Annotated in this window: 21 protein-coding genes; 2 read left to right on the forward strand and 19 right to left on the reverse strand. The window is 36.0% G+C overall.

The features are described 5' to 3' along the window. Positions 1-224: 224 nt before the first annotated feature. From CQ022_RS06690 to CQ022_RS06785, 19 genes are all read right to left on the reverse strand, one after another. Positions 225-1,838: a Na+/H+ antiporter gene (locus CQ022_RS06690; protein ID WP_105680677.1), complete on the reverse strand. Its 1,614-nt coding sequence runs from the start codon at positions 1,836-1,838 to the stop codon at positions 225-227. 96 nt (positions 1,839-1,934) lie between these two features. Further along, on the reverse strand, positions 1,935-2,939 hold the full coding sequence (locus CQ022_RS06695; protein WP_105680678.1) for a bestrophin family protein: 1,005 nt from the start codon (positions 2,937-2,939) through the stop codon (positions 1,935-1,937). Between the two features lie 80 nt (positions 2,940-3,019). Next, positions 3,020-3,697, reverse strand: a complete 678-nt coding sequence (locus CQ022_RS06700; protein ID WP_105680679.1) for a DUF2490 domain-containing protein — start codon at positions 3,695-3,697, stop codon at positions 3,020-3,022. 131 nt (positions 3,698-3,828) lie between these two features. Continuing rightward, positions 3,829-4,221 (reverse strand): DUF1398 domain-containing protein, encoded by a 393-nt coding sequence (locus CQ022_RS06705; protein ID WP_105680680.1) that lies wholly within the window; start codon positions 4,219-4,221, stop codon positions 3,829-3,831. A 153-nt stretch (positions 4,222-4,374) separates the two neighbouring features. Beyond that, positions 4,375-5,064 (reverse strand): response regulator transcription factor, encoded by a 690-nt coding sequence (locus CQ022_RS06710; RefSeq protein WP_105680681.1) that lies wholly within the window; start codon positions 5,062-5,064, stop codon positions 4,375-4,377. Between the two features lie 11 nt (positions 5,065-5,075). Next, a complete protein-coding gene (locus CQ022_RS06715; RefSeq protein WP_105680682.1) occupies positions 5,076-5,852 on the reverse strand; it encodes a sensor histidine kinase in 777 nt (258 codons plus the stop codon). A gap of 21 nt (positions 5,853-5,873) precedes the next feature. Further along, on the reverse strand, positions 5,874-6,506 hold the full coding sequence (locus tag CQ022_RS06720) for a hypothetical protein (protein WP_105720515.1): 633 nt from the start codon (positions 6,504-6,506) through the stop codon (positions 5,874-5,876). Positions 6,507-6,525: 19 nt separating this feature from the next. Further along, a complete protein-coding gene (locus tag CQ022_RS06725) occupies positions 6,526-6,852 on the reverse strand; it encodes a hypothetical protein (RefSeq protein WP_105680684.1) in 327 nt (108 codons plus the stop codon). Between the two features lie 355 nt (positions 6,853-7,207). Next, positions 7,208-7,657, reverse strand: coding sequence for a VOC family protein (locus tag CQ022_RS06730; RefSeq protein ID WP_105680685.1), 450 nt, complete (start codon positions 7,655-7,657; stop codon positions 7,208-7,210). Positions 7,658-7,694: 37 nt separating this feature from the next. Further along, positions 7,695-8,240, reverse strand: a complete 546-nt coding sequence (locus CQ022_RS06735; protein WP_228421480.1) for an SRPBCC family protein — start codon at positions 8,238-8,240, stop codon at positions 7,695-7,697. Between the two features lie 17 nt (positions 8,241-8,257). Continuing rightward, a complete protein-coding gene (locus CQ022_RS06740) occupies positions 8,258-8,629 on the reverse strand; it encodes a VOC family protein (RefSeq protein ID WP_105680686.1) in 372 nt (123 codons plus the stop codon). Next, positions 8,626-9,030, reverse strand: coding sequence for a hypothetical protein (locus CQ022_RS06745; protein ID WP_105680687.1), 405 nt, complete (start codon positions 9,028-9,030; stop codon positions 8,626-8,628). The genes CQ022_RS06740 and CQ022_RS06745 overlap by 4 nt, the downstream gene beginning before the upstream one ends. 2 nt (positions 9,031-9,032) lie before the next feature. Further along, complete coding sequence (locus CQ022_RS06750) at positions 9,033-9,503, reverse strand: hypothetical protein (RefSeq protein ID WP_105680688.1); 471 nt, start codon at positions 9,501-9,503, stop codon at positions 9,033-9,035. Positions 9,504-9,515: 12 nt separating this feature from the next. Beyond that, the gene (locus tag CQ022_RS06755) at positions 9,516-9,971 is read right to left on the reverse strand and encodes a DUF1569 domain-containing protein (RefSeq protein ID WP_105680689.1); all 456 of its coding nucleotides are present in this window, start codon (positions 9,969-9,971) and stop codon (positions 9,516-9,518) included. Positions 9,972-10,358: 387 nt separating this feature from the next. Then, complete coding sequence (locus CQ022_RS06760) at positions 10,359-11,567, reverse strand: ABC transporter permease (RefSeq protein ID WP_105680690.1); 1,209 nt, start codon at positions 11,565-11,567, stop codon at positions 10,359-10,361. 66 nt (positions 11,568-11,633) lie between these two features. Continuing rightward, the gene (locus CQ022_RS06765) at positions 11,634-12,590 is read right to left on the reverse strand and encodes an HlyD family secretion protein (protein WP_105681778.1); all 957 of its coding nucleotides are present in this window, start codon (positions 12,588-12,590) and stop codon (positions 11,634-11,636) included. 11 nt (positions 12,591-12,601) lie between these two features. After that, a complete protein-coding gene (locus CQ022_RS06770; RefSeq protein WP_105680691.1) occupies positions 12,602-14,020 on the reverse strand; it encodes a TolC family protein in 1,419 nt (472 codons plus the stop codon). A gap of 902 nt (positions 14,021-14,922) precedes the next feature. Then, complete coding sequence (gene eco / locus CQ022_RS06780) at positions 14,923-15,411, reverse strand: serine protease inhibitor ecotin (protein WP_105680693.1); 489 nt, start codon at positions 15,409-15,411, stop codon at positions 14,923-14,925. Positions 15,412-15,557: 146 nt separating this feature from the next. Then, positions 15,558-21,461: an alpha-2-macroglobulin family protein gene (locus CQ022_RS06785; protein WP_105680694.1), complete on the reverse strand. Its 5,904-nt coding sequence runs from the start codon at positions 21,459-21,461 to the stop codon at positions 15,558-15,560. Positions 21,462-21,479: 18 nt separating this feature from the next. Between CQ022_RS06785 and CQ022_RS06790 the strand changes: the two genes are divergently transcribed. Further along, the gene (locus CQ022_RS06790) at positions 21,480-22,235 is read left to right on the forward strand and encodes a hypothetical protein (RefSeq protein WP_105680695.1); all 756 of its coding nucleotides are present in this window, start codon (positions 21,480-21,482) and stop codon (positions 22,233-22,235) included. A gap of 3 nt (positions 22,236-22,238) precedes the next feature. Continuing rightward, entirely contained in the window at positions 22,239-23,318 is a 1,080-nt protein-coding gene (recF, locus tag CQ022_RS06795; protein WP_105680696.1) for a DNA replication/repair protein RecF, read from the forward strand. The last annotated feature ends 164 nt before the right edge of the window (positions 23,319-23,482 follow it).

Consider the following 23,482-nt stretch of genomic DNA (forward strand, 5'->3'; position numbering starts at 1 on the left):
ATTATGGGTTTACTATGTTTAAATGTACACATTTTGTCCGTAATATGTAACCGCAAAAGTCACAAAAGTTTTCAAATAATTAAACTGTTTTAAAGCTTACGCTTCTACTCTTGAGAAGTACACTTAAGTTTTGAAAATCTAGGGATTTTCATTTTGTAATCTCTTTACCATTCGAGCTTCTTCAGTCGATATTCTTTTGTGACTTTTGTGGTTTATTTTTTTAATTATCCGTGTGAAAAACCAGTGATTTTTGCTTCATCAAAATCCAGCTGCATTTCAATGGTTCTCATGACGTGATCATCAAATATCTTTTCTCTTTTCATTCTGTGCAGTTCGTTTCTCTGTGCCTGAATGATCTGTCGTAAGACATCTTTGTTTTCATTAATGGCCGTTACATAATCTCCAGTAGAGGCCATACATTGGGCTTTATCTGCCATCAGCATCATTTCATTTTCCAGCTTATGCTTTTGATGACGAACCAGACTGTTTGTGACTGCCAGTTCAGAAAAGTCATTATCCAGTTTATGCAATGCTGTTTCTTTCAGTTTGCGCATAAGAATAACTTCCTGTTTTTCTTCCGGTAATTCGCTTCCGGCATCCTGGATATTTAATAATTTCAGGATTGGGCTCAGCAATAAACCTTGTCCAACCAGGGTAATCAATATGATAACAAAAGTTACAAATAAAATAATATTTCTGTGTGGAAACGCTTCTCCGTTTGGTAAAAAAGCAGGAATCGATAAGGCTGCTGCCAGTGAAACTACTCCTCTCATGGCTGCAAAACTGATGATAAACGGTTCCCGCCAGTCCGGTTTTGGAACTTTTAACCGCAATTCTTTGGAGCAGACTCTTGGGAAATACATCAATGCATAACTGTACAGAATTCTTGTTCCGATAATTGCTCCGCCAATGACAACACTGTAGAAAATACCTTCTGAAATAGTGTATTCTTTCATTCCTTCCACTACAATCGGAAGTTCTAGACCAATCAGAATGAAAATGATTGTATTCATGAGGAATATCAGAACACTCCATACATTCCCGGACTGTATCCTTGAGGTATGACTCAAATAACAATGAGAATTATATGACATCAATAGTCCTCCTGCAACCACTGCCAGCACTCCCGAAAAATGGAAATGCTCCGCTCCCACATACATAATGTAGGGTACAATAAGGGTAATAATGGTATCTATATTAGAGTTGGTTGGAATAATCCTTAGTAAAGCTCCAAACAGAAAACCTACTGCCACTCCTACCGCAATTCCTCCAATAGCCATGGTAAAGAAATCCTGAACAGCATCTCTCCAAATGAACTGTCCTGAAATAACGGCAGCCAGAGCAAATTTAAACACAATTAAACTGGAAGCATCATTGATCAGACTTTCCCCTTCAAGAATATTAGTGATCTTTTTGGGAATTTTCATATGCTTTAATACTGAAGTAGCCGCCACCGCATCTGGTGGGGAATTTACACCTCCCAATAAAAATCCCATTGCTACCGTAAGCCCGGGAATAATAGAAGATGAAAGGTAAGCTACAACGATGGATGTTAAAAACACCAATCCGAAAGCCATTGAAAAAATCTGCTTTCTCCATTTATGAAAGTCCTGCCATGAAGTAAACCAAGCGGCTTCAAACAAAATAGGCGGCAGGAAAATAAGGAAAACAAGATCTGGTTCTATTTCAATACGTGGCATTCCCGGCACAAAGCTGATCAGCAATCCTGCAATAACCAGAAAAATTGGGTAAGCAACTTTTAATTTCTGGCCGATCATTACCAATATCATCACAGACAGCAGTACTGCAATAGATATTATAACATAGCTGTGAATCATTTTAAGTAAGTTTTTTAAGTATTTTTTAATTTAATTAAATAATGTATTCCGTTGGATTGATTGATATCAGCGGAAATCTTTTAATTCTCTATTTAATTACAGAACAATATTATTCTTCGGTGTGATTGCCGGCGGAAGATCAGATTCATCCAGCATATCTCTCATATCAATTTCTATAGTACGGCTGATCTGGGTAATCGGCACATCATTAGGACTTCCTTCGAATGGATTAACAGAGGCCTCACCTACGCTGTCTAAGGTATGAAAGCACCATGTAACCAATAAAGAAAATGGAATATTAAACCATAAAGTCCATCCTTCTACCATTGTTCCGTCTCCTAATTTATCAAGCTCTTTCAGTAATCCGAAAGGCACAAAAACAATAAATAAAAGCAAAAGGTATGTGGTGATGGAAGAGAAATTTCTCGGGTATGGAAAGTTCTTAATTCTTTCTGCTTTTCCCTGGTCATCGGTAAACTTTATCAGTTGCTGATTAATCTGTGTCCATTGAAAATCATTGAGTTCTCCTTTTTCATAGGCTTCAGACAAAGCTTTACTCTGCTTCGCCATCAGTTGGGTAGCCCTGTTCTTTTTGCTTAAAATATACTGAAGTTCAGGTTCAGAAAGGTATTTTTTCAATTCTTCATCCAGTTTGGACAACCTCTCCGGAATATCATACTTTCTGGCATATTCATCAAATTGGTCTGTCCCCATATTTTCCCATGCTCTCGGCTCTCGAAGCTGAAATCTCAAGGCAGTAAGCCATGCATAATGACGAAGAAACATCTCTTTTACTTTACCCGGATCTTTAGAAAGCAGCGCATCTCTAAGGATATATCCAAAACTACGGCTGTCATTAATAATCGCTCCATAGATCTGTCTTGCTTCCCAGAGCCTGCTGTAGCTGGCATTGTTTTTAAATCCAACAATAAAGGCAACAGCTGTTCCCATAATGGCAATCGGCTGCCATGGAACGGAAAGAAACTTCCAGCCTAAAAAATACAGGACGGTAGGAATGGCTGATAATACAACCAAGGCGTAAATGCTCCGTCTTGTCCAGATAATGAACTCTCTGGCTCCGAATCTTTTTCCTGAATGCATAAGTGTTTATTTTTTGTGTTTATTATTTTTTATTTTCAAATAATGGTTTTCCTCAGAGCATTCAGAAGCAGTTTTTATCATCAGTTTTTAGTAAATGGAATATTGTTATAAAAACCAATCTGAATCTGCCCGCGATTTCTATTTTCCTGAATCTGGTTCATATAACCTGCTTCAATCCTCATATTTTTGTTGATGACATATCCTAAAGCTCCGTAGACTCTGTTCCTGTCGAAAACCGGACTGTTGAAATGCAGGAAAATTTCATTATACACTGATGCGTAAAGGGTCTTTGGTAGCATTTCTTTTTGAGTAATCGGAATATTCACGCCCAGCATATAACGGAACCTCATCCTGAAATCATCCTGAAGAAAACGTTCTTCCAGGCGATAACGGTGCTGAAGATAGAAACGTCCAAATTTCTGTTTGGTAATATACTGCTGGAAAATTCGGTGCTCTATATTCTCTTTTTTCTCTCCGTTTACATAAGGCTGGCTCAGAATAAACCCATATCCTAATAAAACATTGTTGTTATTTTCTGTAAGATCATACCCTACCCCGGTACGGATCAGCAACTGTTCCAGATCTCCAAGGGCATCGAAATTACGGTACTGAATTTCATTATGCCAGTTCAGCTTTTTGCTGATTTTGTTATTTCCAAAATACATATACCATGCTCCCAGATCATTTTTCTGAGCAAATGTCAATATGAATCCCAAACTTAATACTGTGAATGCCAACTTCGTAAAAACCTTTCTCATGTTTACCAATTACTATTATCTATCGTTTTTAACAAAATTAATATTTTAAATCAATAATAGCAAACAATATTTTACACCCGGATGTAAAGAAGTCCGGATGCAATTATCTGCACCCGGTTTTATCTAAAAGATTATTCTGGAATCTGTTCTGTCAGAACATTCGTTTCATGCTGGTCAAAATAAGTACAGGTCATCCCGTGAAGATCCATTGTCCATCCGTTGATTCCGTTTTCGGCACAATCTTTACAGAAAGTCATGTAATCTGTTCCTCCCTGCTGATGAAGTTTCAGCCTTATTTTAAAATTTTCAAGGTTTAAAGTATCGGAAACAGGAAGTGAATCATACTTACTTCCGGTCTGCACAGATTGGTTTTCATTGTTAAAATATTCAGTATTTCCGTCTGAAACGTATGCTTTATAATGAGAAACACCAAGCCTTTTTATCGCCTGAATATATTGAGGAAAATCAGCTCCGGTTTTTACTTTTTGATGCTCTTCTTTAATGTTTTCGATCGTAAATTTCATTCTTTTGTATTTTTCTGACTGTTATTATTTAAAAATATAAAATTATTATTTTTTCATAAACAAATCATGTGTATCTGCTTATAAAACAAAAACTAATTTAATCAGAAAATATAAATTTCATTTAATTTTTAATGAAAACAACGGCATGAATATTTACTCGAACCTGTCTTTTAAATAGTTCATATCTGCAATTTTACTTTCAATGGCATATACCACTAAACCTGCCGTATTTTTGGCTCCGGTTTTCAGCAGAAGACTGTTACGGTGGCCTTCAACGGTTCTGGAACTTATAAAAAGCTGATCTGCTATTTCAGATGTGTTGTATTGTTTACAGATTAATTCCAATACCTCTTTTTCTCTTTTGGAAATATGGTTGGCATCAAAAATACTGGAAACTTTCTTTTTAGGCTCTGTGAGGTTTTGATGTAATGCTTCCATTACTTCGATATTATAAAAGAAACCTTTGCTATATACTTCCCGGATTGCAGTAAGTAATTCAGCAGGGCTTGAGTTTTTTTTAAGGAAGGAACAAGCTCCGGACTGTATCATATTGACAATAAATGCTTTTGTATTATAGCTGGTCAATGCAATAATTCTGATCTGAGGATATTTGATATGGATTTGTTTGGTAGCTTCTACTCCGTTAATTTCCGGCATATTGAGATCCATCAGGATAATATCAGGCAGCTCTTCCAGGGTTATAAGCTCATCAAGCAGCTCTTTCCCGTTACTGAAATCACTTACCAGTTCAATATCTTTTTCTCTCTGTATCAACAATGAAATTCCCTGACGAAAGAGTGCTTCATCGTCTACGGTTATTACACGAATTATATCCTTTTCCATCTTATAACTATTTAAAATGTAAATTCTACGGTGATTCCTTTATTGTTTTCACTTTCAATTTTCAGTGTTCCATTGATCAGTTCTACCCGGCTTCTGATGTTTCGTAAGCCTAATCCTCCTTTCAAAGTATTTTCATCAAGATTAAATCCTTTACCATCATCTTTATAGATACAGGTATTTTTTCCTTCTTTTCCTAGAAATTCTATATCAATATGAGTACTTTCACCATGCTTTATGGAATTGTTAATGAGCTCCTGAAGTATTCTAAAGATATGTAAATTTTTTTCTTCTTCTGTCTTTGCAAAGTATAGACTGTTGGAATAAGTAACCTGAAGGGTTTTGGACATGTTAATTTCTGAGCATAGGGCATCTATTGCAGCATGAAGACCAAATTTTTCTAAAATGGGAGGAAGCAGGTCATGAGAGATTTGTCTGGCGCTTTCGGCAGTTTTGTTGACCAGATGTATTATTTTATTTTTCAGATCGGTGTATTCTTCTCTGGCCAAATTATCAAAATCCAACAGATGGATATTTAAAGAAACCACACTGAGTTTTGAGCTGATGTCATCATGCAGATCCTGAGCAATCCGCAGTTTTTCTTTTTCCTGAGCACTGATAATGGCATGAGTAAGATCTTTCTCATATCTGATTTCCAGTTCTTTTTTCTGAATAAGATTTCTGGTTATTTTCTTATTAGAAAAATAATAAAATATGATCAGCGTAACGGCCAGTAAAGTAAATGCCAGAAAGGTATAAACGATAGTGGAAATAATTGTATTTTCATTCATTTTGTAAAATCATAACAGTAATTACACATTTTTTCTACGGGAAGAAAGATATTCTGTCAGAATAAAAATCTGGTACACAATAAACATGACGACATTAAAAACCCATATCTCTTTATGCAGTTTTCTGTTCATCACCGTATACAGATTTCCGGACAAAAATATCACAGTACTGCTTATCAGGTAAAGTAAAAGTCCCAGACTTATATAATTGTATTTCTTTTGGGTATCCAGTATATTATACAAATGAAATAATGCCAGAATTATAATGGAATAAGAGGTGACAAAAATTTCAAACAGGTTAAAAACATAATATTTCTCGGGGTATATTATATACTGTATAACGAGAACTACAGGAATGATAATTAAAAATGTACGTGCTGTTTTTTTCTGGTATTTTTCTATTAAAATTTCATGAAAGAACAACCCCAGTAACAAAAACTGACCAATCAGATAATAATGAGAGAAAAACAAATTGTTAATCTTCTGAGAATTCAATACATAGAAAACAATTTCACATATTAATATCCAGGCCAGATAGCCGATGAAGAATGTATAGGCTTTTCCTGCTCTTGAAAAGCCCATACAGTATACTGCCAGATTGATCAGCAGGATGCCTTTTCCAATTAATGACAATATTTCAATCCAATGATCCAATGATCTCTAGTTTTTCAAATTACAGATTCCACCATTTTGCAGTGGAACATACACTTGGGCAAGGTGTTGTCATGTCATACACATAGTATCCTTTATCATAATCTACAATATCATTATTATCAGCATCTACCCCAACCATCAGAAACTTAAATTCTCCTTCATCGGTAATGGCATTATATCCGCGATATCTCTCAAATCCTTTATCTTTAATGAAAATATCATGCACATCCTTCGCTGGGATAAGGTGAGCCCGTATAGACATTCCATCAATTACTTTTGTATTCTGCCAGTTGCTGATCCATGTTTTAGCATCTTCTAATAAGACTGCATGTTTAGGTAGTTCCATAGTTTTCTTGTTTTAAATTATATAATAGGTTTAGAATAAAGTCGTTATAACTACACATTACAAGTTATGAAAAAACTAACCATACTGTGAAATAAATTCATATTAATTAACATAATATTTATTTTTCAAAATTATAATAATAACCCATAGCAAGATTGCGTATTTCTACCCGTTTTTCAATTTGGCATTTAATACGTTGTTATCGCTTTATATTTCACTTTTCATAATAAAACCTCGTGAGAATATAAACAGTACCGGAAATTTATTTCCTTTATCGGCTACTTATCAGGATCACATTAAAAAAGCCGACAGAAATCTGTCGGCTTTTTTAATGTTTTAAATACCTATATAAATCTTATGGGTGTTGCTGCATTTTAGCAGGATCGTCATAATTTACCATCCAGTTGATTCCGAATTTGTCACTAAACATTCCGAAATAAGCTCCCCAGAAAGTATCTGCCATTGGCATTGTTATTTGTCCTCCAGCAGAAAGACCACCGAATAATTTGTCTGCTTCTTCTTTGGATTCTGCGTTCACAGAAATTGAGAAATTGTTCCCTGTTTTGAAATTGGAAGACCACTCTCCTCCTGTATCGCTTCCCATCAATATTGTTTCTTTAGAGATTGGAAGTGAAACGTGCATAATTTTGTTTTTGTCTTCTTCAGGAGTTTCTTTTCCTTCCATTGGAGGCATTTCTCCAAATGTTCCGATGTAAGGATATTCTCCTCCGAAAACAGATTTATAAAAATCAAATGCTTCTCTGCAGTTTCCATTGAATGTCAAGTAAACATTTACTGTTGCCATAATTGTTTTGTTTTTTTAAGTTGAGTTTGTATTTTTATTAAGGTTTTTCAGATAAAGCTTTTAATCCTGAAAGCCCTTTCTGATAATCTTTTCCAATAGCGTCTTCCATATTCATAAACAGCTTCATCAAAGTAAAAGGATAAGGAATCTGTGAGGTAAATCCCCATGTTGCCTTACTTCCGTTTCCTTCCGGAACTACTATTACATAAGCCTTTGCTTCACTTTCATAGGGAGTAAGGAATTTAATTTCCGTATCTATTCTTTTACCTGCTTCATCCACTTTTTTCAATTCCTGACAACCTTTTCCTGCATTTTTATTTTTACTGTCCCAGCAAACTTTTTCTCCCGGCTGTCCTGTTGTTCCTATCCAGTCTTTTTTCATCCCCGGATCAAGATCATTCCATGGACTCCATTGATCCATTGCTTTGAGGCTATTGGTATTTTGCCATACTTTTTCTACCGGTGCATTGATAGAAATTGACTTTTCATATTTACAGTCTCCTGAAATAAAAGCAGCCCAAACTAATAAAATGATTAGTACTGTGGTTAAAAATAAAATAATTCTTTTAAATGTTCTCATCATCAATGTGTTTTTAATTATTATCTGTGTTGGTCTATAAGAATCATATTTCCATCGGGATCTTTCAGGTAGATATGTTCGGGGCCTGAAGTGGTTTCATCCGCTTCTTTTCCGATTTCTATTCCGCTTTCTTTTAATCTTTTCTGAATTTCACGTACATCGTCAAAAGATTCAAGATTTTGTGCATTTTCATCCCATCCCGGATTGAAAGTAAGCATATTTCCATCAAACATCGCTTGAAAAAGGCCTATCAAGGTAGAACCGTTTCTCATGATGAGATAGTTTTGTTTTTCCGTTCCTGCCATGGTGGTAAACCCAAGTTTCTCATAAAAGTCTTTGGATTTCTGAAGATCTTTTACGCTTAAGCTAATTGAAAAAGCTCCTAATTTCATATTTTTTTTGTTTTTAAAGCAAGTTTATGTCCAACGAAAACCAAACCCCAAACAAGGATTCCTAAAATCCAGAACCAGATTGGAGTAGGTAAAGATATCATCATGTACACAGTCATTAGCAGGAAAATAATTCCGCAAATCAGTGCCGCTGTATATTTTCCATTATTTGAAATTTTTGTTGCGGTAAATCCTGAAATAACTGCTGCCAGGGCATAAGCCAGAATGATAAAAAACAGAGCCATAAAAGGTGCTTGACTTACATAAACTTTCAATGCCTCCATATCTCCGGCTCCCACTTCCACAGGAGGAGGGTATAAAGCATGTCCTATTTTCTCCACTACAGTAATACCAATGGATCCTGCGATAAGACCTGCCAATACGGCTAATATTATTCTCAGCATAATTATTGGTTTTTGAGTTGGGTTTTAAGGTCTATGCTTCCGTCATAGCTTTTCCAGTTTCCAATAAGCTCAATATACTGTCCTTCGATTTTCTCTGTTTTTCTGTTCCATTTGAAATTATAAACAAACCTTCCTTTAAAAAGTCCGGAATGTTTTCCTTTATTCTCTTCTGCCAGCTCATATTCTCCGTATACCGTTCCCTGTTTCTTGGAATCTTTATATTTTGAAATGGTAATTTTCCCTTCAAATTTTGTATAATTGGTATCTACAAGAGAGTATCCTGAAACGAAATATTCCTGATCATTTTTTTTATTTTGTTCAGAAATATTGATCTTTACTTTCAGCTCCTGACCTTTATTTCCGATAGTTCCAATATACGGTTTACTATTGTTCAGCCAGGTATTTGAGATATCAGGCATCTGAGCCAACACAAAATTGGCTGCCAGAATGAAGAGTAATAAAAGTTTTTTCATAGTGTGATTTTTTTAAACGCCAAATTGGGCAAGATGGTGGTTCAGATGTTTGGCAAACATATTATTCCATTCCTGAGAATTCAGTTTTCCAAAAGAAAAAGATTCTTTACCATCAAACGCATCTGCACCTAACTGTTGGGTCTTCTGAATAAAACCGATCAGTCTTGTTTTTTCTTCATGAAAGTTCTTTCTGGTAGTAATCAAAAACTGTGGAGCGGTAGGAGAATCTCTTGGATATGCTTTTTCTCCCACTACCTTAGGTTTTACGAAAGTTTTTAGTATAAATTTGGCAATAGCTCCCGGCTTTTTGTGTTTTTCCGGTTCATAGATCATTTCATAGGTAATACTGCAGTGTGCCAGCATTTGGTCCACTGTCATTTTCCCCCACAAACCATGAGTATCTTCCACCAGTCTGTTGATCCTATCAATATAGTTTTGAGCATCTTTTGCATCAAATACATTTTCCATATAATTTCTATTTTACTATGGACAAATATATCAGTTTTTTTGATTGATTTTATAGTTGGTTGAAAAAAGGAGAAATTGTTGGGGTAGGAGGTGTGAGATGCATGTACGAGGTTGATCGTTGCAGGGTGCTGGCTGCCGTTTTTAGATTAGGTGTAGGAATTAAGATTAAAAGGATACGAGTTACAAGATTCGAAATTTGAGTGGCCAGAGATTCAACCGGGAAGCTGATTATGTCTGACTTATTTTTTAATCCTCAATATTTAAAATTATCACAAGTACATACCGCCTATCAGAATAACTGAGACAATCCCCTAGCATCTAGCATCTAGCATCTAGCATCTAGCATCTAGCATCTAGCATCTAGCATCTAGCATCTAGCAAAAAAAACTACTCCACATCCTCCTGAGAAGTATTCTCCAAAGCAATTTCCTGTGAAGCTGACTTTTTGAAAATAAACCAAAGCTTAATCTTTAAAGCAATCCAGCCGATGATGGCATACACAACTAAAAGAACACTTAAATGTTTGAGGTATGGGAAAGTAAGTTCTACCGAACCTTTTTGAATCAATAAGATTTTGAAAGCCTGTAAAAAGGGAGTTAATGGAATAATATTCGCGATAAACTGTACAAAAGCAGGCATTGCACTTAAAGGCCATGTAAACCCACTGATAATGAAAGCTGGTGAAGCGATAACCATAAGGATCTGCGTAGCCTTCAAAGCATCCGGAATAAGAATACTGATAAATACTCCCAGAAATGAAACTGATCCTACAAAAACCGCTGTCAGAAGAATAAAATTAAATATTCCTTCGGGCATAGGAACATGGAAAATCATATGCATAAAGTAGTAGATACCTACGATGAGAATAGAAAATACCCAAATCGGGATCACCTTAATAAGCATGGTTGGGAAAGCCCATTTTTTCATTTTCAGGTATTCTTTTACGAAAGAACCTCTTTCAAATTCGGCAGCAAAACTTACCGCCATCGCCAACAGAATTACCTGCTGTAATACCACCGCCAGCATTGCAGGCCACATAAAGATCAGGTAGTTTCCGGTAGTATTGAAAAGGGTGATATAATTAGCTTTGAAAGGTTCATACTGAGTAGCGGCCTTTGCAGCCGGCATTCCTGCTTTCTGAAGGGCTTTGATGGAAGCTCCTGCAGAAAATGTTCCTATGGTCAGCTGAAGAGCTTTGGAAGCAAAATTTGCCGTTAAGACATTTCCTGTATTGATGTAAACATTCAGTTCAGGGTATTTTTTCTGAAGCATATCTCCTTCAAATCTTGATGGAATAATCACCACAGCCGCAGCTTCGTGTCTGATCACCTCATCTTTAATACTCAGAGGTTCCTGGAGATATCTGATAATTTTGATGCTTTTATTATCATCCAGCATTTCCGTCAGTTGGTTTGACAAAGGGGTATTATCCCTGTCAACAACCAAAACAGGAGTATTTTCAACTTTTCCGCTTTTGTAAACAAACCCCAGCAAGGTTGCATAGAAGACTGGTGCCAAAAAGAACACCGTCCTTAAGGTTGAATTGCCGATAAAAAGTTTGAACTCACGTTTTAAAAGACGGAAAAATTCTTTCATCTGTATATTTTTATGTGTTGAAGAACGAAATAAAATCCAATAGGAGTTTCATCTCTCTTTTTCAATTTATTTCAGGATTATATTGGCATTGACCAAAATACTTTTAGCCTTATTCATGTCTTTGGGTTTTACCTTGATCTCATAGATCGCATCCTGCAGCTGATAGTCAGGGTAAGCTGTCGTGATATCCGCATATTTTGTCAGCTGTTTGATATACACTATATTCCCTGTCAGAGTTTCTTTATTGTAAACGACCTGCATGGTCACCTCCTGTCCTTTTTTGTATTTTGAAATGGCACTTTCAGGGATTGTAAATCTGAAATAAGTGCTTTCCGGAATATATCCATTGAATAAAGCAAAACCAGCTGTAGCAAGCTCACCCGTATTCAAGCTGATGGTTTCGATTTCCATATCGTTGGTAGCAATGATATATCTTTCGGAATAGGCTACATTGGCTTCCTGCAAAGCTCCTTTAGCCTGTGAAGCCTGCCCTGCAGCCATTTCTACTTTTTCGAAACGGGTACCTCTTGTTACATCATCCAGTTCGGCCACTACCGCATCATACTGTGCTTTTGCTCCCTGTAGTTTTGCATAGATTTCGTCATGAGCCTGTGGAGACATCAAACTGTCGCGGAACATATTGTTTGCTCTTTTGTAAGATTTCTGGGCAAATTCATATTGCTCTTTGAGTCCTTTATATTTAGCCTGAAGCTGTCTCAACTGATCAGCTGTAGCTCCGTTTTTCGCCATCTGTTCCTGGGCCGTAGCAGCATTTACAGCACCCTGAGCCTGCGCAATTTTTGCAGAAACTTCAGGAACATCAAGCTGAGCCAGCGTATCTCCCTTTTTTACGGTTTGTCCTTCGGAAACATATATTTTCAGAATCCTTCCGGTAACTTTAGGAGCAAAAGAGATGACATCCTTTTTTGTTTTTCCTTCGGGTTCTTTAATTTTTTCATTTTTTTTGTCACAGCTCCCCAGCAAAAACAGAGCAGCGAAGAGTATAGATATATTTTTATGCATCATTTAAATTTTTAAGGGATTAAATAAAATTTGGTGATATCCAGTTCCTGGGTAGACCTCATCAGTTCTATTCCCGCTCTTCTCTGGTTGAAAATGGCATTCTGATATTCCAGTTCGGAAGCTTCAAGGTCATTTTCTGCATCAATAAGCTGTGAAGATTTACTCATTCCGTATCTGAATTCTTTTTCGGCCTGTACCAATGCATTTTTTGCCAGCTCTTTTTCTTTGGCTTTCAAGGTAATCTGTGCGGAGGCGATATCGTAATTGGTTTGATTATTAGCCAGATTCAGGGTCAGTTTTTTCAGAGCATCTTCTTTCTGATTCTGTAGTACTTCTTTTCCTACTTTGGCTGTTTCTTCTGCATGTTTTCCTTCTTTACCATCAAAAATTTCCCATTTAAATCCTACTCCAGCTGTAATCAATGGAAATACGTTAATGTTGTTGGGTCTCCAGTCCAGTTTTTTTCCTTCATATCCAAGTATTGGAACTGCCGGGATGACATTTTCTGAGGATTTAATTCTGTTTCCGTACAATCCGATATAATAGGCTGAAGCCATCAGCTGTACTTTAGGGATCATCCAGGTTTTTTCAGCCTTTATTTTATAGTCTGCAGCACTGATGCCATGTTCCAGCGCTCTGATTTCAGCCCTCTGCTCTATTCCTTTTTCAGCGGCCAGCAATTCTACCGGAGATAATACCGGATCAATCATTCTCAGCCTTTCTCTGTTGATTCCTGTTAAAATATAAAGCTGGGTAAGAAGAAGTTCTTTTTTCCCTTCATACTCTACCATTTTAGCATCTAAAGTCGCCTGAGCCAGTTCAATTTTTTTATGATCATAAGGAGTAATCAAACCATAGCCAAGAGCTTTATCTGCAGTTTTTCTGTTGATATCCAGTCTCTTTTTACTTTCATCCAGCACCTTTTTAGACTGATGAATCAGCGCTAACTGATCGTATGCTCTGGAAATACTGGCAACCACTTCATCTTTTGTTTTCTCCAAAAGAATATCTTCAGATTTTTTCTTTTCTTCAACAGCCTTTTTCATGTATTTAACCTTGCCGCCTGAATACAAAAGCATTTTAGCATCAGCTTTGGCAATCCCTGAAAATCCGGACACATTGAAATTATTGTTGAAAGCTCCTTCCGGAATATTGATAAAGGGAGCGAGATTAAATTCCGGTGACGTCAGTCTTGCTGTTCCATTGAGATAACCTGCTTTACCACTTAATTCCAGGGTTGGAAGAAAGATATCTTTCAGTTTGTGTTCATCAAGATCGGTAAGTTTGTTTTGGGTAATCTGCATTTTAAGGTTCGAGTCCCGAACCATAGCACTATCCAGAAGTTCTTTAAAATCCGGCGCAGACTGTGCCCAGCCAAAAGCGGGGAAAGCAAAAAAACTAAACGTAAAAATCAATAAATTGTTTTTCATGGTTTATGTTTATAACAAATATAATGCAAAAATTGTTAAAATCCTTAAAGATAATTCTACAATACAGTGAATTTAAAGTAAGTTTAAAATATGTTTAAGTTTAAAGCCCTACAAAATAAAGTTTTCGGTAAAGTGTTTAAATGTTAATTAAATCCTAAAAAATTTTGAAAAAATATTTAACTCTACTTTTCTCGCACTCTTTTTGTTATGTTTTTTTGAGGAAATAAAGGGATAAAATAACATTTGATCTTAAAAACAGCTAACCATTTTTATTCTTGATTTTGAAATTTGGATTCCTGCTCAATGACAAAGGATGTAGATAGGTTCTTGGAAGAAAACGTTATGATCGCAAGGGATTATGAATTGACTTTAAAACGAGCGCAAAGGAGTGATACTAAGCAAAGGGATTCGAGAAACTCTACCAAACTAATCAATTCAATAGGAACGGATTATTATCCTGAGCATAGTCGAAGGGAGCCCGTTTAATAAGAACAAAATTTCCAACGGCTTTAGCCAAAACTTAAAACCATTGAGAAATGAATACATGATCACCTTCTTCTTTTATTTTTATTTTTATTTTGATTCTGAATTTTGGAAACTGGATTCCTGTGGAACGAGAAACGGAGTGGATAAACTTTGATAATAAATAATCTGCTCTTTGTAAAATTGAGTATAAGTTTAGGCTAAAGCCAAAGGAATTTAAATTATTTAATAGAAATGGACTTATTCTCTTTATATTTTAAATTTTGGAGGCTGGATTCCTACGGAATGACAAATGGAGTGGATAAACTTTGAAAAAACGATCTGTACAATCAGCAAAATCTGCGAAAAAACATTTAATTACAAACGAAAACTCCCCGCATTACTGTGAGGAGTTTTCTGTATAATTATAATAAGCTGATTTACTTTTGAACTGCTTTTTTCATGGCAGCATCAGGACGTAAGATTCTGTAACGTACTTCAATGTCTTTCGGTACATAGAATACCAATGGAAGTTTACTGTTGTATCTTACGATTTCAGGTTTTAAAGTTACAAACTTTTTAGTCTGTTTCTGCCCAGGGCATCCCATAAGAGTTCCGGCAGTTTCTCCTTTAGACTCTACCTCGTAGTAGTTGTATCCCCATCCCTGAAGATCCTGAGTTTTCATTTCTCCCATCAAGGAATAGTGGTTACAGTCTAACATTTTTTCAGTTCCGACAAAAAGTTCAACTTTTAAATCGTTTTCATTTTTTGCTACGGGAAGCTGAATATATACTTGTTTATATCCTTCTTTAGCTTTTGGGAACATTTCAATTTGTAGTTTTTCAAACTTTTCCGCTTTCTTTTGTGCGAAAGCATTTACTCCGGCCATCAATACAAATCCTGTAATTAAAATTTTAGAAAATTTCATCTTTTAATAATTTTTTCAATTTATATTACCTTAATTCCAAAAACTATTCCAAAATTAAACAATTGTTTGGTTTTTCGATTTAATTCTATATTATTTTAAACCTTAAAACAAAAACTGCAGTAAAAATTACTGCAGCCTTTTATACATTACTCTGAAATTGTTACGCCAGTTCCTTTTGTATGCGCATTCATTTGCGGTGCGTAGTAATTCTGCATGGTGGTAATTCCGTTGGAGAATTTACCAGATGCATTGGCTACCACATCATATTCAAAAACATATTTTCCTTTCGGCATATACTGAATATAGAAATTGGTGGAAGCATCTTTGGTAGACTGATAGTATCCCAGATTATTTTTCCACTGGTATCCGGATAATACATCTACAGGTTCGAATCCTGCGGCACGCATATCTTTAATATGAATAAACTCCATGGCTCTGTCTGTATTCAAAATCATTCTTACCGTCACTTTATCTCCTACTTTCAGCGGTGTTTCGGATGAAATTTTCTGAAGTTCCTCTCCATTCACTGTTTTTACCTTTTTATAAAGTTCTTTGGTTACAGAAATATAATTTTCAGAAGATTTGATTTTATCAAGGTCTTCATAATACTGCCAGAACAATCCTCCCTGAACAATTCCAGGACCTGGCTTGGTAATCGTTACGGTTGCTAAATTTTTATCTAACGCATCTGTTTTCACCGTAGACTTCACATATCCCGTTGCCTGAGTCTGAGGAACTAATTCCTTTCCTCCCCAAACAATGGTTGCTTTATCACTTTCAGCTCCGGTCCATGATTTCCCTGAATTCAAAATCGTGAAGATCACTTCCGCAGTTCCTCTTGAGCTTCCCCATGAGTTTACTTCTTTCTGAGTAACCAGCCAGATTTTCACATCTTCAATAAAGTTCTGATCATTAGATTTCAACGTATTGAAAGCTTCCAGTGCTCCGGCATGGTTGACTACTTTAGAGCCAAACCATCCCCAATCATTCAGGTTTTGTTTCCAGTAAACTCCCTGTGTTTTTGTATCTGTGGAAGTTTCCTTAAGGTAGGTCATCAGCTTAGCAGATACCTCTTTCAGACCATAATCATTCATCAATAATGCAGCGCGGTGAAGTCCGAAGAATGTAAAATCGGTAATCTTAGCAGTCTTTGCTTTTTGTTTTACCAGCGTTTTCAGGGTTGCTCCTTTACCTTTCAATGGATATTGCTGTTCCCAGTAGTTTCTGGTATCAAGATAATCCATTGCCCAGTTGTTCCAGACATTCCCTTTTTTCACATCAAAATATTTGCTCACTTCATTGTCTACATACTGAACCAGTTTAGCTACAATAACTTTCTGTTCTGAGCTCTGATAATCTTTCACATTATCTTTTAACCATGAATTGATTTTTCCTAAGTTTTTAAGGATATACAATGAGGTACCGTAAGAACTTGGATAACCAGGATACCATGAGAATCCACCGTCAGGGTTTTGCAGTTTTTTAAACTCATCCCAATCCTGATTAATAGAATTTTTCATCGTATTAACATCAAACAATAATGCCAGTTTCTGCATCTGTTCGCCTTCATTTTTACTTTCCAATACCCATGGTGTTTCTTCCAGCAACAATTGTTTTAATTCCTGATTCTTTTCAAGATTTGAATTTAATAATCCTTTGTTCTGATATTCCTCAAAAACCGTTTTCATTTTTGGATTTGCTTTGAATATTTCCGAAGCCAGTACATCCGCAAACCACTTGTTGAATATTACATCTGCAGAGTTATTCTGGTCATTTTTCAGACTTGGAAGGGCAAACATAATTTCCCAGATCGGATTGGTTGTCAGTTCTAACGTATTGGAAACATTAGAAGCTGTTGTAGATGTATTATTTTTAAGATTATCCAATACAAATGTCTTCGTTTCTCCTTCTTTTACAAAAACCGGAACAGCATCCGTTACCAGCATTCTGTTTGGTAATACAGCAATAGCCTGCTGCTCTCCATCCGAATACGCTCCAGCTTTTGCTACCACTTTGAAAATAACAGAAGAAACATTGTCCGGAACTTTTAATTTCCATGTCAGTGCACTACTTCCGTTTTCCGTTAAACTAAAGTTTTGTGCTCCTGAACTCATTCCGAATTTAGAAGAAATATTTTCGTTGGTAAAGGCATCCAGAATCTGTAATTCGGCAGAGCCATTCAGTTTTTTATCGGTAAGATTTGACAATTTTGATTGTAAATTCAACTCATCCCCTTCTCTCAGGAATCTTGGGTAGTTAGGAGTTACAGAGAATTCTTTCTGCGTTACCACTTCTTTTTCCAATGTTGCTGCTCTTGCATCTTTGGTGTGGGCAAGGAACATCAGTTTCCATTTTGTCAATGCTTCCGGAGAAGTGAATTCGAAGTTTACATTTCCATCAGCATCAGTTTTAAGATCCGGATAGAAGAATGCGGTTTCGTTTAGATTCTTACGAACAGCTACTTTATCCAGATTTTCTTCAGAAGATCCAGGAGGAGAAGTTTCTACCTTCGGAGCTTTTACAGGTTCAGGAACAACATTCTGCATAACCTCAATTTTATCTTCTGCAACAGCTGCTCTGGCTGTTTTAAATCTTGCGCCCGCAATGGGTGATGGCGGCGGTGCGTAAGCCTCTTGCTGAATTTGAACTCCTGCAACCCGTCCCTGTAATACATATGAAATGTCACCATCAAACCAGTTAAACTGAGGAACGGCTATATATCTGTCTGCGAAATAGTTCAGTCTCTTCTGATAATTTTGCTGTTCCAAGTAATTTCTGATTCCATATGAAGTGACCATTACAAACGGGGTATATAATTTTCTCCAGCTATAGCTATTAGCTGCAAACTGATCCAGAGACATATCATACATATTGGCCAACACTTCAGCATTGATCTTTTCGTTATCATTTCCGGTTACTTTTACCGTCCATTTTTCCTTAGAATTTGGCTCAAGCTTATCTCTGAAAGTTACCGTTTCTATTTTTAAAGGTTTTTCGGTATCCTTTATTTTTAAAGAAACAGATTCTGTATTCACATCATTGAATGCCACCAGCTGATACTGAAGGTTCAGATCTGAGACACTTTTATCTTTAGGAATTTCAGTGGTATATTCCAATATTCCTTTTTTAAGCTGATGAACTTCTGAAACCGTTTTTCCAGATCCGTCCTGAACAAAAACATTCACCAATGCGTCAGGAATTGCTGAGAAAACATACACTTTCACTTTTTCTCCTCTTGATACTTCTTCTTTCGGAGCTATAACCGTCAGGAATGTTTTTTGATTTGGCTTTAAAGAAGCTTTATCCCAAACACTGAAATACTGTGAAGATTTTATGGTATCTTTTCCTTCGATATTGAAAAGCTCCAGCTGATAATCTCCGGCATCCAGTTTCCCTAAATCCAGATTCGTTGAAAGCTGAGCATTGTCTGCAGATGGCTGCTGTTGTCTTTCAATCAGTACTTTTTCTGCTTTCCAGTTTTTGACCTCATCATTTTTATCAAAAAAATCATGTGGGAATTTGCTGATAAATTCTTCTTTTGAATATTTAGGCAGATTCTGAACATCAGACTTGAAATTATCTCTGAAAATTCTGTCCGGAGCCATCAGTTTCGACAGCTTAACCTGATAAGGCTTCTTAAGATTCTGATCGTTATAGTTCTTGGTTTCTACCTTTACTTTTACATTTTCATCGGCAAAAGTATTGCTGATATTTTCTGCCTGGATATAGTGAGAAACTGAGGCTACCTTCAACTGGGTATTAGCGTTCTGTGTTTCCCCATTGATATCTGTAACCGAAGCATTGATAGCATAGTTATCAATCTGTATGCCTTCCAGATTTTCATCTTTTTTAAGTTCCAGACGAATCACAAACTCTCCTTTTTCATTGGTTTTTGCTTCACCAAGAACAGAGTTCTCATTATCATTATTCTGTGGATACCAGCTGAAATATCTCCATCTGATATTGTGTTTTTTGATTTCATAATTTACCACAGTGTTGCTCAGTGGAACACCGGAGAACATCACCGCTTTTCCTTTCAGTTCTATGGTTTGTCCATATTTATACTCTTCTTTTATCGGATTAAAGGTTACCTCAAACTTTGGTCTTTTGTATTCTTCTACCCTGAAGTTTTTATATCCCTGGCTTTCCCCTTCAATTCTCAGATAAAAATTACCGTTCAGTTTTCCTTTCGGAAGAATGAAACTTCCATGATAAGAACCAAACTCATTGGTGGTAAATTCCTGGGAAGAAACCTCCTCGCTGTTGGTATTCAATAACGTAATTTTTTGTTTTAATCCAGAAAGCACAGCTTCCACTTCTTTATTCTGTCTCGTATTGATCACCTTGAAATAAACAGTCTGTCCTGGACGGTAAATTCCTCGGTCTATAAAAATCTGAGCGGTGGAACGGGTTTGTTTGTTGGGATTATAATCTTCCACAGATCCTCTGTTTCCATACACCTGCATGATCTGGAAATCATTGGTCTTAGGCTGCTGGATCAGAAAAGTTCTGTAATATTCTTTGCTTTGTGTGGAAGGGAATTTAAATACTCCGTTTGCAGTGGTTGTTCCATCAATTTTATTTAATGTTTTATTGGAAACAAATTCATAAAAACGAAGTCCTTCATTCGTCACCGGTTTGCCATTTTCGCTATTAACCAGTTTCAACTCGTCAGTAAGAGGATTCCTGTCTGTTTTGGATTGATAAATAATTCTGTTTCCTGACACCAGAAAGTAGAAATTTTGTCGGGAATCGGTATCTTTCATATCAGCTCCTGCAACTGTAAACTCTGCTACATATATTCCCGACGGAAGGGGTTTAACTTCCAGTGACGTTGTATGATTCTGATAGTCCTTAGGATCTGGCAGCTGGAATGTTTCCTTTCTTACCAGATTCTTTTTTAGTTTTCCGAAGACATTGGAATAGGAATTATCAATGTATTGAAACAATGAGGTAAAATCATCTTTTACTTCATAAATATTCAAAGTAAATTCAGAAACATTCTGATATTGTGCTACTAAATGAATGGGCAGATTATTCTGGGTCTGAGATTCATATTTGATCGTAAGATAAGGATTTACAATCTGTGCCTCTTTGCTTTTGATATTTTCAAGGAAAAGAGATTTCGGATATTCACTTTTGGCTTGTGCAGCTAATGCAAGAGCTTCTTTAGGTTTCTTCTTGCCCACAAATTCATCCATGATCTCTCCCATGATCACCACTTTATAATCCCCCTCTACATTAGATTTTAAAAGATTCTGAAGCAGCTGAAGTTTATCTTTACAATGAGTGAAATTACAGTTTTCCGTAATCTTCTCTTTCATGAAATACAGTTTGGAATTTCCGCTGTTCTGGCCAATCAGCTCATCATAGATTGCACTGATCGTTGTGCGGTTGGCTGTCAGTTCATTTTTTGTAAAAATATTGTTTTCGGATAAAAACTCTATTTTCTTAACAGCATACCAATCCGATAATGTCGGAAAATACGCTATATCTTCAGTTCCTGAAAAAACTTTTTTATACTTTTCCAGAGAGATCTTTTTCATTTCAGGTTTTTCCTGATCAAGTTCCTGAAAACTTTTGGTCAGGTAATTTTTAAAATCAAGCTTACTCCAGGTTTCAATCTGGGAAATATCCTGGGAATTGATATTGGTTCTTCCGTTTATTTTCCATGAGTTTTGGTTGTAATAATCCATAAAAAAACCATTCAGCAGGACTTTGTACATCAATTTCCCTTCTCCGTTCAGTTTTCCTTCCGCATCTTTAAGTTTTTTGAAAAACTGAGAAGCAGAATCATTCTGATCATCATCCACTGTTTGGTTTACAATACTGAATTCCGCTTTCAGAGAACGGATCAGCTCAAAGGCATTATTTTCTTTCATGGCTTGTTTTTGTATGTCTAAAATAATGGGAAGATTAGATTTATAAGCTCCTTTCGTACTGTTTTCAGCAATTTTTTTCCATTGGGTATCGTAATATTTCTGTGCGGATACCGTTGAAAAGCTTAGCATTACAAGCAAAAGCAGAAAAATCTTGGAAAATCTTTTCATATATATTAATTTTGATAAATGAACATTTTAAAAATACTGAAAAAAACCGTCATAGACAGCCAGATTTATGTCTCTCTTATGGGAACTCTTTTTGCAGTATTTTTCATGAAAGAGCAAAACACATTCCGTTTCCCTACCTTTGCATTAATTTTCATCACTTATTTCAGTGGTTATCTTTATACTAAATACCAATATACCAGACATTTTTTCAAAATAGTTGTTATCAATGCCCTTGCGGGAATTGCCTGTGCTTTTTTAATCATTCACAATCATAATGAAATAAGGCTTTTGAAATGGTTTATTATTGTGGTGCTGGGACTGCTTTACAACAGTTTTTTTCTCGATGTTTATATCCGTAAGATTCCTTTGCTGAAAGTTTTCTATGTAGGTTTGGTATGGGCGTTAGTCAATTGCTGGCTTACACTTCCTGAGTTCAGTATACCGATCTTTCTGATCAGCTTTTTCTTTATCACCGCACTTGTTCTTCCTTTTGATATCCGGGATATGAATAGTGACACCGTAAAAACCTTTCCGATGCTGATGGGTGTTCAGAATACTAAATACATTGCCTATGCACTTGTCTTCATCAGTAATATGATCTCGATTTTCTATCTTGAATTATCTTATGCCACCGCTTTTTTTATGGCAAGCATTGTAACTTATATTCTTATCTATTTCTCTGATAATAAAAGAGATGACGCTTACTACTCTTTCGGAGTGGAAACTTGTTCTGCACTTCCTTTTTTATTTTTACTAATAATGGAGTATTTTTGACGAATGATTATCAAGAAGCTTTCCCTTTACAATTTCAAAAACCACTCTGAGAAAAAATTTGAATTTTCACCGCAGATCAACTGTTTTGTGGGTAATAATGGGGTGGGAAAGACCAATATTCTGGATGCCCTGCATTATTTATCAGTAGGAAAAAGCTTTCTAGGAAATACTGATTTTAACAATATAAAAAAAGAGGAAGATTTTTTTACCATTGATGCTGAAATTCAGAATGAGGAAAGTGAAGATATCATCAGAATCACTCAGCCTAAGGAAGCTAAAAAGGTGATCAAAAAAAATGATAAAAGCTATGACAGACTCGCTGATCATATCGGATATCTGCCAAGTGTGATGATCTCCCCTTATGACTCCAATCTTATTTCGGATTCCGGGGAAAGCAGACGTAAGTTTCTGGATGCGATGATTTCTCAGACGGATTCAGAGTATCTTTTTGACCTTATTCAATATCAGAAGACCATTCAGCAGCGAAATGCTTTACTGAAATATTTTGCCAAAAACAGAACGTGGGATAAAGATTCGCTGGAAATTTATGATGACCCAATTACCAGATTCGGAACAAAAATTTTTAATAAAAGAAAAGAGTTTGTAGAGCAGCTTAATCCTATTGTTCAGAATTTTTACCAGATCATTTCAGGTGGAAAAGAAACAGTATCTGTTATTTATGAATCTCATTTGCTGGAAGATTCTTTTGAAAATCTTTTAAAAGAAAGCCTTGAAAGAGACCGTATGCTCACCTATACTTCAAAGGGAATTCATAAAGATGACCTGCTTTTTGAAATGGATCATATTTTAATCAAGAAAATCGGTTCTCAGGGGCAGCAAAAATCCTTCCTGATTTCTTTGAAGCTGGCTCAGATGAGTCTGGTAAAAGAACTAACGAAAAAGACCCCTATATTGTTGCTTGATGACATTTTTGATAAACTTGATGACACCAGAGTTGCACAATTGATTGAGCTGGTTAATAGAGAAAGTTTCGGACAGATCTTCATCACGGATACCCACAGAGAACGTACGGAGATTGTGGTAAAGAAAATCAATGAGGAAAGTATAATTTTTGAAGTTTAATGCTAGATGCGGGATGCTAGTTGCGGGGTTCGAGTTATGAGATGCGGGATTGGATTCAAGGTGTTGATGTGATTATAAAGTAAAAATTAATTTTCTTTATCCTCAAAATAGTATTGATCATACCTTAAAATCCTAAAACACAAATAATATGAGTTATAGAAATC

The organism is Chryseobacterium culicis, assembly GCF_002979755.1.
GTDB lineage: Bacteria > Bacteroidota > Bacteroidia > Flavobacteriales > Weeksellaceae > Chryseobacterium > Chryseobacterium culicis_A.